General features: G+C 71.7%; 12 protein-coding genes. 6 read left to right on the top strand and 6 right to left on the bottom strand.

Features of this window, described 5'->3' with window-relative positions; all coding sequences use genetic code 11:
* Positions 1–13 precede the first annotated feature (13 nt).
* Positions 14–1,822: a glutaminase A gene (gene glsA, locus QH270_RS29445; protein ID WP_280347558.1), complete on the bottom strand. Its 1,809-nt coding sequence runs from the start codon at positions 1,820–1,822 to the stop codon at positions 14–16.
* Positions 1,823–2,104: 282 nt separating this feature from the next.
* Between glsA and dxs the strand changes: the two genes are divergently transcribed.
* Complete coding sequence (gene dxs / locus QH270_RS29440) at positions 2,105–4,003, top strand: 1-deoxy-D-xylulose-5-phosphate synthase (protein ID WP_280347467.1); 1,899 nt, start codon at positions 2,105–2,107, stop codon at positions 4,001–4,003.
* A 51-nt stretch (positions 4,004–4,054) separates the two neighbouring features.
* Here the strand turns inward: dxs and QH270_RS29435 are convergent, their stop codons facing one another.
* The 3 genes from QH270_RS29435 to QH270_RS29425 all read right to left on the bottom strand — a co-directional run bounded on the left by QH270_RS29435 (position 4,055) and on the right by QH270_RS29425 (position 7,567).
* A complete protein-coding gene (locus QH270_RS29435) occupies positions 4,055–4,885 on the bottom strand; it encodes a class I SAM-dependent methyltransferase (RefSeq protein WP_280347556.1) in 831 nt (276 codons plus the stop codon).
* A 118-nt stretch (positions 4,886–5,003) separates the two neighbouring features.
* On the bottom strand, positions 5,004–5,684 hold the full coding sequence (locus QH270_RS29430; protein WP_280347466.1) for a response regulator: 681 nt from the start codon (positions 5,682–5,684) through the stop codon (positions 5,004–5,006).
* Positions 5,675–7,567 carry an ATP-binding protein gene (locus tag QH270_RS29425; RefSeq protein WP_280347464.1) on the bottom strand — a complete coding sequence of 631 codons (1,893 nt, stop codon included), beginning with the start codon at positions 7,565–7,567 and terminating at the stop codon, positions 5,675–5,677. The genes QH270_RS29430 and QH270_RS29425 overlap by 10 nt, the downstream gene beginning before the upstream one ends.
* A gap of 167 nt (positions 7,568–7,734) precedes the next feature.
* On the opposite strand from QH270_RS29425, the gene QH270_RS29420 reads away from it, so the two are divergent.
* Genes QH270_RS29420 through QH270_RS29410 form a run of 3 tightly spaced genes read left to right on the top strand, consistent with a single transcriptional unit; the run spans position 7,735 to position 10,474 of the window.
* Positions 7,735–8,541 (top strand): ABC transporter ATP-binding protein, encoded by an 807-nt coding sequence (locus QH270_RS29420; RefSeq protein WP_280347462.1) that lies wholly within the window; start codon positions 7,735–7,737, stop codon positions 8,539–8,541.
* Positions 8,531–9,418, top strand: a complete 888-nt coding sequence (locus tag QH270_RS29415) for an ABC transporter permease (protein ID WP_280347460.1) — start codon at positions 8,531–8,533, stop codon at positions 9,416–9,418. Before QH270_RS29420 ends, QH270_RS29415 begins: the two co-directional genes overlap by 11 nt.
* 3 nt (positions 9,419–9,421) lie before the next feature.
* A complete protein-coding gene (locus tag QH270_RS29410; protein WP_280347459.1) occupies positions 9,422–10,474 on the top strand; it encodes an ABC transporter substrate-binding protein in 1,053 nt (350 codons plus the stop codon).
* 65 nt (positions 10,475–10,539) lie between these two features.
* Here QH270_RS29410 and QH270_RS29405 read toward each other — a convergent pair whose 3' ends face one another.
* Positions 10,540–11,790, bottom strand: a complete 1,251-nt coding sequence (locus QH270_RS29405; RefSeq protein ID WP_280347457.1) for a ribonuclease D — start codon at positions 11,788–11,790, stop codon at positions 10,540–10,542.
* 22 nt (positions 11,791–11,812) lie between these two features.
* The gene (locus QH270_RS29400; protein ID WP_233001424.1) at positions 11,813–12,364 is read right to left on the bottom strand and encodes a DUF3000 domain-containing protein; all 552 of its coding nucleotides are present in this window, start codon (positions 12,362–12,364) and stop codon (positions 11,813–11,815) included.
* 341 nt (positions 12,365–12,705) lie between these two features.
* Between QH270_RS29400 and hemE the strand changes: the two genes are divergently transcribed.
* The gene (gene hemE / locus QH270_RS29395) at positions 12,706–13,761 is read left to right on the top strand and encodes a uroporphyrinogen decarboxylase (RefSeq protein WP_280347455.1); all 1,056 of its coding nucleotides are present in this window, start codon (positions 12,706–12,708) and stop codon (positions 13,759–13,761) included.
* Between the two features lie 279 nt (positions 13,762–14,040).
* Entirely contained in the window at positions 14,041–15,399 is a 1,359-nt protein-coding gene (locus QH270_RS29390; protein WP_280347453.1) for a protoporphyrinogen oxidase, read from the top strand.
* Positions 15,400–15,561: the final 162 nt, after the last annotated feature.

Genomic DNA, 15,561 nt, shown 5'->3' with positions numbered 1-15,561 from the left:
GAGGTTCCCACCCTCAGTAGTTGCCCGCGCTCCCGGAGATGGTGCGCACGGCCGCGTCCATCTGCGCGTAGGCCCCGGCGGCGAGTCGTTGCAGCAGCGCCAGTTTGAGCTGCGGGTGTCCCTGGGTGAGTTGGTCGAACACGTCCGGGCGCATCACCGCCACCCGCACCGGCGTCTCGGCGACGATCTCGTTGACGAACGGTTCGCCCAGCAGCATCGGGATCTCCCCGAAGGTCATCCCGGCCGACAGCGTCACCAGCCGGTGCACGCGCCCGTCGGTACCGGGGAAGGTGACCCGGACGCGGCCGTCGAGGATCAGGAACAGGCCGCAGCGCGGGTCGCCCCGGTCGGCGATCACCTCGCCCCGCGCGAACGTGCGGGTCTGGAAGTCGGGCGCCAGCCGGTCGCGATCGGCGGGGTCCAGCCCGTGCAGCAGCGGATGCTCGGCCAGGTCGATCGAGGTGCGCACGGTCGTCCCCGCCGGGCGATGCCGGGCCAGCACGATGTCCTCGCACCATTCGGTGGCGGTGTCACGGTCGATGAACACCCGCCCGCGCGGATCGTCGGGATCCAGGCTCGACACCTCGTGCCCGAGCTTGGCCTCGGGGTCGACCAGCGCCACCCGGCTTCCGCGCCGCACCAGTTCGGCCTGCAATGCGTCGAGCATCTCGCGGGCCACCGCGCTGACCTCGCCGACGCGGCGCAGATCGATCACCAGCGCGTCGAGCGCACCGACATTGCCCTCGATGGCGCGCACCGCCCGTTCGGCACCCGCGAACAGCAGGTCGCCGTGCAGTTCGTAGACCCGGGCCCGCTCGCCGTGCGTCGCCAGCACCTCGGCGTCGGCGGGGGACCGTCGCAGCCGCGACGGCACCTGCGCCACCGTGTACTCGGCACGGATGGCGGTGCGCGCCGACCGGGTCACGTGACAGAAATGCAGTTCCAGCCGGCGCGACAGTTCGCGGCAGGCCGCGACCCCGCGCACGCTGTTGCCGTGACTGTCCAGCCGCGGCGAGTACACCGAGATGCCCAGCTGGCCGGGCAGCACCGCGATGATCCCGCCGCCGACCCCGCTCTTGGCGGGCAGCCCGACCGTGGTCACCCAGTCACCGGCGGCGTTGTACATGCCGCAGGTCGTCATCACGCTGAGCACCCGCTCGGTGAGCGCGGCGGACAGGGCCCGCTCCCTGGTCCTCGGGTTCACCCCGTTGTCGGCCAGTGTCGCCGCCATCACGGCCAGGTCGGCGCAGGTGACCTCGATCGAGCACTGCCGGAAGTACCGGTCGACGGCGTCGTCGGGGTCCGCGTCGATGATCCCGACCGACCGCAGCATGTACCCGATGGCGCGGTTGCGGAACCCGGTGCGCGCCTCCGAGGTGTACACGGCCTCGTCCATCGTCAGCTCCCGGCCCGCGAAGCGGGAGTAGCAGCGGCGGACGCGTTCGAACTTGTCGGCGGCGTCGCGCCCGGCGATCAGCGAGGCCGCGGTGATCGCGCCGGAGTTGATCATCGGATTGCTGGGGCGCTGGGTGTCGGGCTCGAGGCTGATCTCGTTGAAGGGCTCGCCGGAGGGCTCGACGTCGATGTGCGCGGCCACGCCGTCGAGGCCGCGGTCGGCCAGCGCCAGCGCGTAGGTGAACGGCTTGGAGATGGACTGGATGGTGAATCCGGTCGTGGTGTCACCGACCTCGTAGACCAGGCCGTCCGCGGTGGCCAGGCACAGGCCGAACGAGTCGGGCGGCACCGCGGCGAGTTCGGGGATGTAGTCGGCGGGCGCGCCGGTGGTGTCCGCGCGCAGGGCCGCGTACACCTCGTCGAGCATGCTCGCCACGACACCGGGATCGACAGCATCGGGTTCGGCCACAGCGTCACTGTAGGGCGCGCGGTCGGCCCCTCGGCCGGGACGCGCGGGGAGATAGTCCTCACAGGGGTGGCGGCGCGACGCTGCGCCCGGATCGCCCAGTTCAGCGGGCATGCGCCGGGGTGCGCGCGCCGAGCGTGGCACACCGGTGCGCGGGGCGCTGGAGGGGCCGCGAGCCGGAGCCGCTCGCCCGGCCAAATACACTGGGCGGATCACACTGTAGTCCGGAGGGAGCGAGTTCAGGTGGGAGTGCTGTCGCGGGTGGATTCACCCGAAGATCTGCGCCGGCTGAGCGTGCCGCAACTGCGCGACCTGGCGGATGAGATCCGCGAGTTCCTGGTGCGCAAGGTCGCCGCCACCGGTGGTCATCTCGGCCCGAACCTGGGCGTGGTCGAACTGACCATCGCCCTGCACCGGATCTTCGATTCCCCGGCCGATCCGCTGATCTTCGACACCGGCCACCAGGCCTACGTGCACAAGATCCTCACCGGCCGCAAGGACCGGTTCGACTCGCTGCGCATGCGCGACGGCCTGTCGGGCTACCCGAGTCGCGCCGAGAGCGAACACGACTGGGTGGAGTCCTCGCACGCCTCGGCGGCGCTGTCCTACGCCGACGGCCTCGCCAAGGCGTTCGCGCTCACCGAGCAGGACCGCACCGTCGTCGCGGTCGTCGGCGACGGCGCGCTCACCGGCGGCATGTGCTGGGAGGCACTGAACAACATCGCGGGCGCGCCCGATCGTCCGGTGGTGGTCGTGGTCAACGACAACGGACGCTCCTACGCGCCGACCATCGGCGGGCTGGCCGACCGGCTCACCGCGCTGCGCACCCAGCCCGCCTACGAGCACGCGCTCGACGCGGGCAAGCGCATTCTCAAGAGCATTCCCGCCGTGGGGGATTCGGCCTACTCGATGGTGCACGCGCTCAAGGCGGGCATCAAGGACGCGGTGAGCCCGCAGGAACTGTTCGGCGATCTGGGCATGAAGTACGTCGGCCCGGTCGACGGCCACGACCTGGTCGCGCTCGAAGCGGCGATGCGGCGCGCCAAGGACTTCGGTGGTCCGGTGGTGGTGCACGTGGTGACCCGCAAGGGCAACGGCTACGAGCACGCCGAGAACCACGTCGCCGATCAGATGCACGCCTGCGATCCGATCGACCCGCTCACCGGCCGCCCGCTGGCGGGCAAGAAGGCCAAAGGCTGGACGGCGGTGTTCGCCGAGGAACTCGTCGAGCACGCGGCCCGGCGCGAGGACATCGTCGCCATCACCGCCGCCATGCCCGGTCCCACGGGGCTGGCCGCGTTCGGCGAGCGGTTCCCGGAGCGCATGTTCGATGTCGGCATCGCCGAACAGCACGCGATGGCCTCGGCCGCCGGACTGGCACTGGGCGGCCTGCACCCGGTGGTGGCGATCTACTCCACCTTCCTCAACCGCGCCTTCGATCAGCTGCTGATGGATGTGGCGCTGCTGAAGCAGCCGGTCACCGTCGTGCTCGACCGCGCGGGCATCACCGGTCCCGACGGCGCCAGCCACAACGGCATGTGGGACCTGTCGCTGCTCGGCATCATCCCCGGCATCCGCGTCGCCGCCCCGCGCGACGGCGCCACCCTGCGGGAGGAACTGGGCGAGGCGCTGGCCGTCACCGACGGTCCGACCGTGCTGCGCTTCCCGAAAGGCAGTGTCGCCGAGGACATCACGGCCGTCGAGCGGCTAGACGGCGTCGACGTGCTGCGCCTGGCGGTGCCCGGCGCGGGCTCGGCCCAGTCCCAGCACGGTGACGTGCTGATCGTGGCGGTGGGCTCGTTCGCCGAGACGTCGATGCGGGTCGCCGAACTGCTCGCGCCGCAAGGGATCTCGGTCACCGTGATCGATCCGCGGTGGGTCATCCCGGTGTCGGACACGCTGGTCAAGCTGGCCGAGAACTACCGGCTCGTGGTCACCGTCGAGGACGGTGGCCTGCACGGCGGCATCGGCGCGACGCTCTCGGCCCGCCTGCGCGAGGCCGGACTCGATGTGCCGACCCGCGATCTCGGTGTGCCCCAGCAGTTCCTGGACCACGCCTCGCGCGGTGAGATTCTCGAGGACCTCGGTCTCACGCCCGACGCCATCGCCCAGCGCATCGGCGGCTGGCTCCAGTCGCGCTGACGCCCCGACGGCTCGCCTGGTGACCGCACCGGGCGAGCCGTTCGCGCACCGCTACGGACGGCGGGCCACGACGGCGAAGTTGAGCGGGATCCGCGGTTTCCCCGCGGCCAGGGTCCAACCCTGCTCGCAGGCGACGAGGTCGGGAAACGCGGGCCAATCCATGTACGGCAGCTCGTGGAGCGCCTCGACGACGAGCCCGGCCGACAACAGCGCGCCGACGATCTCACCCAGGTCGTGCCGCCATTCGTGATTGGTCGTGTGCGCGATCGTCCCCTCGGAGTCCTCGGTGTAGGTCGCGCTGTCGGAATAGGTGCGCACCCCGCCGCCCGCGAGGTAGTCGTCGCTGATCTCCCACGGCTCGAAATCCATCGCGCCCAGGATCGGATGGTCGTCGCGGAGCACGAACAGGCCGCCGGGCGCGAGCAGGTCGCGGATCGAGCGCGCCCACGCGGTGAGTTCCGGCAGCCAGACGATCGTTCCCGCACTCGTCACGATGGTGTCGAAGCGGCGGTCGATCAGTGTCGAGGCGAAGCGCGCGTCGCCCTCGACCCAGGTGATGTCGCGGCCGTCGGCCGCGGCGATGCGCGTGGCGTGCCGCAACGAGTTCGGGGAGAGGTCGAGCCCGTGCACCTCGACGGCGCCGAGCCGCGCCCAGGACACCGTGTCGGTCCCGATGTGGCATTGCAGATGCAGCAGCGATCGGCCCACGATCCCGGTCTCGGGCAGGTGGGGCGCCAGCACCGCGAGGTCGTTGCGGACGACGGTCGAGACCGCGGCCGGGTCGGCCAGGAAGGCGTCGACGTCGTACATCCGCGAGCGCGCGTGCACCTCGGCGCGGTCGTCCCAGTTCGCACGGTTGGCGGCGATCTCGGCTTCGAGCACGGCGGTCCTCTCGACGGTGACGGGGCGTGCCGACGCTACCGTCGAGGAGGTGCCGTGGTCGACCGATTTTCGGGTCAGGCTCCCGGCCTGCGGAAGGCCGGCCACCGGGCCGGCCCGATCAGGGCGTGCCGCGGGCCGGCGAGTACTCCTGTTCGGGACGGCCGGTCGCGCCGTAGCGCAAGCGCATTCGCAGGTCGCCCGTGGTGCAGAGGGCGGCGAGATAGCGCTGGGCGGTCGCGCGGGAGATCCCGATGGCGGCGGCGATCTCGCCCGCCGACAGCGGCGCGGACGCCGCGTGGACCGCGCGGAGTACCAGCTCGCGGGTGGGGGAGGAGGACGCGGTGGTCGTCCGTTCGGCGGCGGGCGTGCTCGGCCGCAACGCCTCCCAGGCGGCGTCGACATCGCGGGCGCCGATCTCCGGCGCGGACAGGATGCGGCGGTAGCGCGCGTACCCGGCCAGCCGGGCGGCCAGCACGGTGTGATCGAACGGCTTCACCAGGTAGGCCAGGGCCCCCGCGGCCGCGGCGGCGCGAACCGTCGCCGACTCGGTGGCGGCGGTCAACATCATGGCGTCGCAGCGCAATTCGCGGACCAGCTCGATCCCCGACCCGTCCGGCAGGTACACATCAACCAGCGCCAGCTCGAATTCGTCCGCGGCGAGGGCCTGCCGCGCACCGGCGACCGTGTTCACCACGGCCCCGACCGTGAACCCCGGGAGCGCGCCGACGATACCGGCGTGCAGGTTCGCCACCCGGAAGTCGTCGTCGACGACGAGCACGCGGAACTCGCTCACGCGCAATCTCCTTCGCTCAGCACACCCGGGAGGCGCGCGATGAATTCCGCCCCGGTCAGTTCCCGGCCCGGCGCCCCGGCCGAGGCCAACCACACGTCCCCGCCGAGCGCCCGCGCGACCTGCCGCGCCAACGCGAGCCCGACCCCGCGCCCACCCGGCACCCCCACCCCCGGCTTGGTCGACACGCCCTCGGTGAACAAGGTCGCGGTCAGATCCGGCGACACCCCGGCCCCGTCGTCCGCCACGGTGATGTGCAAGGTCGAATCCTCCTGCACCAGTTCTACTTCCACGACTCCGCGCGCGGTGTGCTCCGCGCCGACACCGTGCCGGCCATCAGCGGACCCGACGTCGCCGCCGGATGCCGCAGGCAGACCAGCGGCCGAAGCTGCGCCGCTCGCGGAGGATCCCGCCGGGAGTTCGGGCGCTGCCGAGGGTGTGCTGTTTGCCGGTGATGTCGTCGGGAGTTCGGGGACGGCTGAGAGTGTCCCGCTCGCCAGGGATGTCGTCGCGGCGGTGCCGGCTGCCGGGCGCGGATCGCGCGCCGCGTCGATCGCGTTGTCGAGCAGGTTGCCCAGCACGGTCGTGACGTCCACCGGGGCGAGCAGATTCGCGTCGACCCAGGTGTTCGGGCCGAGTCGCAGCGCGACGCCGCGCTCCCTGGCGTGGGCGGCCTTCGCGGCGAGGAAGGCCTGCAGGTACGGGTCGCGGACGGCATCGATGCCCGGCATGGCGGCGCCGAGGGGGCCGGAGCCGAGCAGTTCGTCGACGTAGCGCGCGGCCTCGTCGGGCCGGTCGCCGTGCAGCAGGCCGCTGAGCAGGTGCAGCCGGTTGGCGAACTCGTGGCGCTGGGCGCGCAGCACGGTGCTCATCGAACGGACCGCGTCGAGCTGGCGGGTCAGCGATTCCACGTCGGTGCGGTCGCGCACGTCGAGCACCGCGCCCAGCGCGCGCCCGTCCCGGCTGACGGTGCGCGCGGTGACCACCACGATCCGGTCACCGACCGCCGCCTGCACCGGCTGACCGTCGGCGGCGCGGAACACCTCGAGCACGCGCGGGGTCAAGCCGATCGCCTCGACGGGCACCCCCGACTCGCCGCCGATGCCGAGCAGGGCCCTGGCCTCGTCGTTGATCACCGTCGTCCGCCGGCGCGCGTCCACCGCGACCACGCCGATCCCGATGCCGTGCAGCACCACATCCTGCTCGCGGACCAGTTCGGCCAGTTCCGCCGGTTGCAGACCGAGGGTGAGTTCGTGCCAGCGCCTGGCCAGCAGCACCGAGCCCGCGATCCCGGCGAGCAGCGCGCCGAGCACCAGCAGCCCGGCCCGGCTCAGGTCCCGGGTCAACTGCTCGCCCACGGCCTCGGTCGAGATGCCGACGCTCACCTCCCCGACGACGCGATCCGAACCCGGTTCGCGCACGGGCACTTTCGCGCGCACCGAATCCCCGAGTGTGCCCTGCTCTCTGATCACCACCTCGGCCCCGCCCAGCGCCTGGGACGGATCGGTGCTGACCTTCTCGCCCAGCCGGGCCGGATCGGGGTGGGCCAGCCGCAACCCCGCGTCGTCGGTGATCACCACGAACAACGCGGCGGTGCGCTGCCGCGCCGCCTCCGCGGTCCGCTCGAGCTCGCCCGCCGCGAGTTCGGTACGCAGGGCGGGTCCGCCCGCGAGCGGCAGCGCCGCGTACCGGGTGACCTCCGCGCGCACCACCGGGTCGCTGGCGACGGTCCGCGCGATCGCCAGCGCCCGCTGCCCGTACTCGGCCGTGAGCCGCTGATCGCTGAGGTAGGCGAACACCCCGAAGGCGAGCCCCAGGATCAGCGCGACCAGCGCGACCTGCAGCAACACGATCTGCGTCCGCAGCCGGACGCCCCGGGGGAACAGCCTCACCGGCTCAGTGTAGGCACCCGTCGTGGCGCTGAGCACAATGCGCACAACCCGCGAATCGCCGCTTGCGCTGGTTGTGCGCACAAGCGCGCGGCCTGTGATCCAGCCCACTTATCTTTCGGTAGCGGCCGCACATCACACCTCGAGCGGCGACGGACACAGGAGCAACAATGAGCAATCCACTCATCGAACTCCGGGGCGCGACCAAACGCTTCCCCGGGACCGACGGTGGCATCCACACCGCGGTGAAGGACATCGACTTCACCGTGGCCGCGGGCGAATTCGTCGCCGTGGTCGGCCCGACCGGATGCGGCAAGTCCACCACCCTGTCGCTGGTGTCGGGGCTGGAACCCACCTCGGCGGGCCGGACCCTGGTGCGCGGCAAGGATGTCGACGGCATCCCCGACGGCATCGGCTACATGTTCCAGCAGGACGCGGTGCTGCCCTGGCGCAGCGTCCTCGACAATGTCGCGCTCGGGCCCCGCTTCCGGGGCGAGTCGAAGGCCGCCGCCAAGGCGAAGGCCGCCGAATGGGTGCGCATCGTCGGCCTCGCCGGATTCGAGGACTACTACCCGCATCAGCTGTCCGGCGGCATGCGCAAGCGCGTCGCGCTGGCTCAGACGCTGGTGAACGAGCCCGAGATCCTGCTCATGGATGAGCCGTTCAGCGCGCTCGACGTGCAGACCCGCCAGCTCATGCAGGACGAACTGCTGCGGGTGTGGGCGGGCACCGACGCGGCGGTGATCTTCGTGACCCACGATCTGGAGGAGGCGATCGCCCTCGCCGACCGCGTCGTGGTGATGACCGCGGGCCCCGCGACGGTGTGCGGCGACTTCCGCGTCACCCTCGAACGGCCGCGCGATGTCGAAGAGGTGCGCCTCACCGAGGAATTCCGCGACCTCTACCGGGAAATCTGGGAAACGCTGCGCGATCAGGTCGAGGCGGCTCGCACGAAGGGAGCGACCCGTGTCGCTTGAGACGATGGACAAGATCGCCGTCACCGCGCCGGAGGTCGAAGCGGAGTCCGAGGATCAGATCCTGGCCAGGGTCAAAGCGAAGCAGCGCAGGTCCAAGCTGCGGGTGTGGGGGCTGCGGGCCGCCCTGGTGGCGCTGTGGCTCGGCTCGTGGGAGCTGGTCGCCAGCGTGTGGATCGACCCCTTCTTCTACTCCAAGCCTTCGCTCATCTTCGACCGGCTGGTCGAATGGTTCACCGAGGGCACCCAATTCGGGTCGATTTGGCTGCAGATCTTCACCACGGTGCAGGAGGCCGTGCTCGGCTTCGTGATCGGCACCGTCGCCGGCATCGTGCTCGGCACGCTGCTGGGCCGCAGCCGCTACTGGGCCGATGTGCTCGCCCCGTTCATCAAGGCGCTCAACGCGGTTCCGCGCATCGTGCTCGCCTCGCTGTTCATCATCTGGTTCGGCCTCGGGCTGTCGTCCAAGGTCGCGACCGTGGTGGTGCTGGTGTTCTTCGCGGTGTTCTTCAACGCATTCACCGGTGCCAGGGAAGTCGACGGCAATGTCATCAACAATGCCCGCATCCTCGGCGCGAGCAGGCGGCAGATCCTCGGCTCGATCGTCTTGCCCAGTGCCACCACCTGGATCCTGTCGAGCCTGCACACCGCGTTCGGGTTCGCGCTGATCGGCGCGGTCGTCGGTGAATACGCCGGGGCCAGCAAGGGTTTGGGTCTGCTGATCTCCAACGCGCAGGGCACCTTCGACGCGGCGGGCATCTACGCGGGCATGATCATCATCACCGTGGTCGCGTTGATGGCCGAATGGCTGATCGGCTTCGCCGAGAACCGCCTGCTGAAATGGCGTCCCTCGCAGGCACAGTCGGGACACGGGGTGTAGACGATGAGATACCGCAAGCCCTTCGCCGTGGCCCTGCTCGCCATCAGCTCGCTGCTGCTGGCCACCGGCTGTCGCGACTCGCGCTCGATCCCGATGGCCGACGGCAGGCCGCAGATCACCATCATGGTCGGCGGCTTGGAGAAGGTGATCTACCTGCCCGCCATGCTCGCCCAGCAACTCGGCGCCTTCGAGGCCAACGACATCGACGTGAAGCTGCTCGGTGAACAGTCCGGCGCCAGCGCCGAGACCGCGCTGCTCACCGGAGATGTGCAGGCGGTGGTCGGCTTCTACGATCACACCATCGACCTGCAGGCCAAGGATCAGTGCCTCCAGACGGTCGTCCAGTTCGCCGACGTGCCGGGGGAGGTCGAGCTGGTCTCGACGGCCGACGCCGCCGATATCCGCTCACCCGCCGACTTCCGCGGCCGCAAACTGGGCGTCACCTCGCTCGGCTCGTCGACCGACTTCCTCACCCAGGCGCTGGCCGGGCAGGCGGGTCTGAGCACCTCGGACTACACCCGCGTCAAGGTCGGCGCCGGTCAGACCTTCATCGCGGGCATGAACCACGACGGGATCGACGCGGGCATGACGACCGATCCCACGGTGGCGAAGATGGTCGAGTCCGGTGACGCGCGCATCCTCACCGACATGCGCAACGAGGAAGGGACGCGGGCCGCGCTCGGCGGCCTGTATCCCGCCTCCTCGCTGTACATGAAGTGCGACACCGTCGCGGCGCATCCGGAGATCGTGCGGAAACTGGCCGCCGCCTTCGTCCAGACCCTGCGCTGGATCGACACGCACAGCCCCGAGGAGATCGCCGCGACGATGCCCTCGCAGTACGCGGGCAGCGATCCGGCGCTCTACGTGCGGTCGATCCGCGACTCGATCGGGATGTTCAACGGAGACGGGCTGATGAAACCCGAAGGTGCCCAGAACGTCCTGCGCATCCTCGGCCAGTACTCCCGCAACGTGGCACCGGTGCGCGAGCGCATCGATCTCGCGGCCACCTACACCAACCGGTTCGTGGAACAGGCACACCAGGCTCCCGCCCCATAGTTCCGCCCCGCGCCCCGCGCCTCGACCCTGCCCCGGCCTCCCGGCGGCGGGGTCGAGCCGTGCGGTCAGCTGTTGGCGGGCGTGAGCGCTTTGGTCAGCGCGGGCACCGCGAGACGGCGCTGCCAGGATCGCGCACCACCGGCGCGCAGGAACGCCTCGATGGTGGCCGAGAGCTGGTCGGGCTCGCCGACGTCGGCGTAGTCCGGCAGCCCGTCCCAGCACAGGCGGCGGACGAGATCGGGGGAGAGCAGGTTCTCCACCGGGATGGCGTACTCGGTGGACAGTTCCCCCATGGCCGCGCGGGCGGTCGACAGCCGCGCCGCGGCCGCCGGATCGCGGCGTTCCCAGCGGTTGGCCGGGGGTGGGCCGTCGAAGGGCAGCGTGAGCGGCGGGAGTTCCTTGTCCGGCAGGGTGCGGCCCCGCTCGACCGCGGCGAGCCAGTCGCGTGAGTAGCGGCGCTGGCGTGGCCCGCCGAAGACCGGCAGGGTGCGCAGCTGGGCGATGCTGCGGGGCTCGCCGGTCGCCGCGGCGACGATGGCGGAGTCGGGCAGGATGCGCGCGGGCGCCACATCGCGGGCGCGGGCGAGCTCGTCGCGGGCCGTCCACAGCTCCCGCACGATGGCCAGCTGACGCGGGCGGCGCAGGGTGTGGATGCCGGAGGTGCGCCGCCACCGGTCGGCCTTCGGCGTGGGCGGGTCCATGGTGCGGACGTGCTCGAATTCCTCGGCGGCCCAGTCGATCTTGCCCTGCTCGGTGAGGTCGGCGGCGACGGTGTCGCGCAGCTCGAGCAGCAGTTCCACATCGAGCGCGGCGTAGTTGAGCCACTCGTCGGGCAGCGGGCGGGTCGACCAGTCGGCGGCGCCGTGGCCCTTGCGCAGCGAGCGCCCGAGCAGGTTCTCCACCATGGCGGCCAACCCGACGCGCTCGTAGCCGGCCAGGCGGCCGCCGAGTTCGGTGTCGAACAGGCGGGCCGGGCGCAGGCCGAGCTCGGCCAGCCCGGGCAGGTCCTGATCGGCGGAGTGCAGGACCCACTCCAGGTCGTTGATCACCTCGGCCAGCGGGGTGAGCGCGTCGGTGACCGGGATAGGGTCGATGAGGAAGGACCCGGCGCCCGCGCGCCGCAGCTGGATCAGGTAGGCGCGGGCCGAGTAGCGGAAGCCGGACGCGCGTTCGGCATCGACGGCCAGCGGGCCGGTGCCCGCGGCGATCGCGGTGGCGGCCGCGGCGACCTCGTCGGCGGTCGCCAGCACAGGTGGAACCCCCTCGGCGGGGGCGAGCAGGGGCTCTGCTGCGGTTGGTTCCTCGGCGACCGGCATAACCGTGAACTCTACGTGGCGGTCAGGGGCGATCGGTGCGGGTATACGACTCCGGTCGCAAATGAGTGATCCCGGCGGGCGGCAATCCGGCGGCGAAGGCCAGCACCTCACAGAACGCTTCCACATGGCGGCGCATCTCGGTGTTCATGGCCGTCCACGACGCGCGCAGCTCCAGCTGATGGGCGCGCGGCGGGCCCGCGATGTCGCCGTAGCGGACCGAACTGGTGGCGGTGACCGTGCCGCCGAGCGCGGTGAACGGTTCGCCGCGCGATTCCAGCGAGTCGACCAGCCAACTCCACGCCACCTCGGGCAGCAGCGGGTCGGCGGCGAGCGCGGCGTCGATGTCGGCCTGGATGTAGGCCACGAGCCGGAACACGCCGTGCCAGGCCTCGTCGCCGTCGGGGTCGTGCAACAGGATCAGCCTGCCGAAGGCGTCGCCTTCGGAGTCGATCGGTACCACGGCGCTGTCGGGGTGCGTGACCTCCGCTCCGAGCGCATAGGAGAACGGCGCCAACCGTTGCGGGGGACGGATAGGCGCCAGCTCGATTCGAGGGTGCACTGTTGCGGTGCCCATCGCATCGACCGCCGCCCGGAAAGAAGCAGGCTCGCGGGGCGTTCCCCCGGTCGGTGCGGCGCCGTCGCGGATGTCGAGCGGTGTCACGAGGAGCAACGGTAGACCGTCGCCCTGCGGCGCGGGCGGAGGCGCGCCGCCAACCGCGTTTGCGTGCGGGCTGCGTTGCGCAGAGCGCATTCTCGGCGTCGACGCGATGCACCCTGTGCGATGGCAGGAGACGTCTCGGACATCCGGGACTATTCGGGAGGCGTCGACGCCCGTGGGTGTGGTGGTCGCGTGTTCCGGCGGGTGGCGAGGTGCGTGCCGGAGGTCGTGTCGGTGTCCGCTTAGGATGAACGATGATGAGCACATACACCCGCCGCCGGTTGACCGATGCCCCCTTCCTGGCCGCCGCCACCGGCGCGACGCCGAGCAGGCGACCGGTCTGGTTCATGCGTCAGGCCGGGCGCTCGCTGCCGGAATACCGGGAGCTGCGCAAGGGCATCGGCATGCTCGAATCGTGCTTCGACCCGGAGCTGGTGTGTGAGATCACCATGCAGCCGATCCGCCGCCACGGCGTCGACGCGGCGATCCTGTTCTCCGACATCGTCGTTCCGCTCAAGGCGGCGGGGATCGACCTCGACATCGTGCCCGGTGTCGGTCCCGTGGTCGCCTCGCCGGTACGGACCGAAGCCGACGTGCGCGCCCTGCCACGGTTGCGGCCGGAGGAGGTCGGCGCGGTCACCGAGGGCGTGCGTCTGCTCACCGCCGCGCTCGGCGACACCCCGCTCATCGGTTTCGCCGGCGCCCCCTTCACCCTGGCCTCCTATCTCGTGGAGGGCGGGCCGAGCAAGCATCACGAGCGCACCAAGGCGATGATGCACGCCGACCCGAAGACCTGGCACGCCCTGCTCGGCGCGCTCACCGACATCACCATCGCCTTCCTCCAGGCCCAGCTGGCCGCCGGGGTCGACGCGGTGCAGCTGTTCGACTCGTGGGCGGGGGCGCTGTCGCTGGCCGACTACCGCGAATACGTGCTGCCGCATTCGGAGCGCGTCTTCGCCGAGGTGGCCGCGGCCGGTGTGCCGCGCATCCACTTCGGCGTCGGCACCGGCGAGTTGCTCGGCGCGATGGGGGAGGCGGGCGCCGACGTGGTCGGCGTGGACTGGCGGGTGCCGCTCACCGAGGCGGTGCGCCGGGTCGGCGCGGGAAAGGGTTTGCAGGGCAACCTCGATCCCGCGATCCTGTTCGCCGGATTCGACGCGGTCGAGGCGGAGACGCGCCGCATCGTGCGCGAAGCCGACGAGGCGATCACCCTCGGCGCGAGCGGCCACATCTTCAACCTCGGTCACGGCGTGCTGCCCGACACCGATCCGGGCGTCCTGACCGCCCTCGTCGACCTGGTGCATTCGCTGTAGTTCGACACGCCCGCCCGCGACGGGCTCACGCACTGCGGCGCGTTCGATGCGGCCGGGACACTGTCGTGGCCGCGATGCCGGAGGTTGATCGACGCACACCGAGGTGGCGCGCCGCACGCCGCGGACGGGTCGCGCGGTGGGGCGCCTGCGGTGGCCTGCGCCGCCGGCCGGGGGACGGCAGCTGTTCCCCGAACGACGCGTATGGCGCGAGTGGTGATCCGGGCGACATCCCCCAGGTGCGCGCTTCGGCCCCGAGCTCTGCGCGACTACGGTCGAGGCATGCGGATCGCGGTCATCGGTGGTGGTATCAGCGGGCTCGTCGCGGCGTATCGGGTGCGGCAGCGTCTCGGCGCCGAGGTCGACATCGTGGTGCTGGAGCAGGGCGCGCGCGTCGGCGGGGTGCTGCACACGGGTGAATTGGCCGGGGAGCCGGTGGATCTCGGGGCCGAGGCCTTCGTCGGGCGCAGGCCCGAGGTGATCGAGCTGATGGCCGAACTCGGCCTGGCCGATCAGCTGGTGCGGCCCGCGGGCAAGCGGCCACTGGTCTGGGCCCAGGGTGCGGCGCACCCGCTGCCGGGGCGCACCCTGATGGGTATCCCGTCCGATGCCGAATCGCTGCGCGGGCTCGTCGACGAGGCGACCCTCGCGCAGGTCGCCGCCGAACCGGAACGGCCGCTGCGCTGGGAACCGGGCGCCGACGTCGACGTGCAGAGCCTGGTCGCCGACCGCTTCGGGCAACAGGTCGTCGAGCGCAGTGTCGACCCGCTGCTGGGCGGGGTGTACGCCGGGACCAGCGCGTCGATCGGCGTCAGGGCCGCGTTGCCCACCCTCGCCGCGGCCCTGGATCGCGGCGCGGCGAGCCTCACCGAGGCCGTGCGCGCGGCCATGCCCGCGCCGAGCACCGAGCCGGTCTTCGGCGGCCTGCGCGACGGCTACGGCGCCCTGCTCGCCGCCCTGACCGTGGCGGCCGCGCCCCGCGTGATCACCACACTGGCAGGTACCCGGGTCGCGCGCGCACCGCGCGGCTGGGTGGTCGATCCGCTCGGGCTCGTCGACGCCGTCGTCGTCGCCACCCCCGCGCCGGTGACCGCCCGCCTCCTGCACCACGTGGCCCCGTCCGCCGCCGAAGCCGCCGCGGGCATCGCCCTGTCGTCCTCGGCGCTCGTCGCCATGGCGCTGCCGTGCGACACCGCGCTGCCCGACAACTCCGGCATCCTCGTCGCCACCGGAGAACCCTTGCGCGCCAAGGCTTTCACGCTCTCCAGCCGCAAGTGGCCACACCTCGCCGCCCGCGACGTGGCGCTGGTGCGCGCCTCCTTCGGCCGCTTCGGTGACGACTCGCCACTGACCTGGTCAGACGACGACCTCATCGCTGCCGCCGTCGCCGACCTGTCCACGGTGACCGGCGTCCCGATCAACCCTGTCCAGTCGACCGTCCAGCGCTGGCCGGGTGGCCTGCCCCAATACGCCCCCGGCCACGCCGACCGCGTCGCGACCATCGAGTCGGCCGTCGAGGCACTGGACGGCCTCGCCGTGGCGGGCGCCTACCTGCACGGTGTCGGCGTCCCCGCCTGCGTCGCCACCGGCACCGCGGCGGCCGAGCGCGTCGCCACCGCGCTGAGCGCCCGCGTCGACTGATCACCGAGAGCAGCCTGCGCCGCGCCAGGGCGCCGCGCGCGGCCGGAGCCTCCGGGTCTGCGCAGTGGAAATCTTCTGTCCTCGGGCCGACCCGCCCGGTTGCGGAAGGTTCGCGGTGACCGAAAACATGCACGCGCGGACGTAATTGATCGCACCGTGCCA

Origin of the sequence: Nocardia neocaledoniensis (assembly GCF_029868625.1) — a bacterium.
Taxonomy (GTDB): Bacteria; Actinomycetota; Actinomycetes; order Mycobacteriales; family Mycobacteriaceae; genus Nocardia; species Nocardia neocaledoniensis_A.
This window is presented reverse-complemented; position numbering and strand designations above follow the sequence as displayed.

Bases quoted from the DNA above. Each gene is read 5' to 3' on its own strand.
- QH270_RS29390 (WP_280347453.1), top strand. From the start codon at position 14,041: ATGCGGATCGCGGTCATCGGTGGTGGTATCAGCGGGCTCGTCGCGGCG.
- QH270_RS29405 (WP_280347457.1), bottom strand. From the start codon at position 11,790: ATGCCGGTCGCCGAGGAACCAACCGCAGCAGAGCCCCTGCTCGCCCCC.
- QH270_RS29420 (WP_280347462.1), top strand. From the start codon at position 7,735: ATGAGCAATCCACTCATCGAACTCCGGGGCGCGACCAAACGCTTCCCC.
- glsA (WP_280347558.1), bottom strand. From the start codon at position 1,822: ATGCTCGACGAGGTGTACGCGGCCCTGCGCGCGGACACCACCGGCGCG.
- QH270_RS29400 (WP_233001424.1), bottom strand. From the start codon at position 12,364: ATGGGCACCGCAACAGTGCACCCTCGAATCGAGCTGGCGCCTATCCGT.
- QH270_RS29410 (WP_280347459.1), top strand. From the start codon at position 9,422: ATGAGATACCGCAAGCCCTTCGCCGTGGCCCTGCTCGCCATCAGCTCG.
- hemE (WP_280347455.1), top strand. From the start codon at position 12,706: ATGAGCACATACACCCGCCGCCGGTTGACCGATGCCCCCTTCCTGGCC.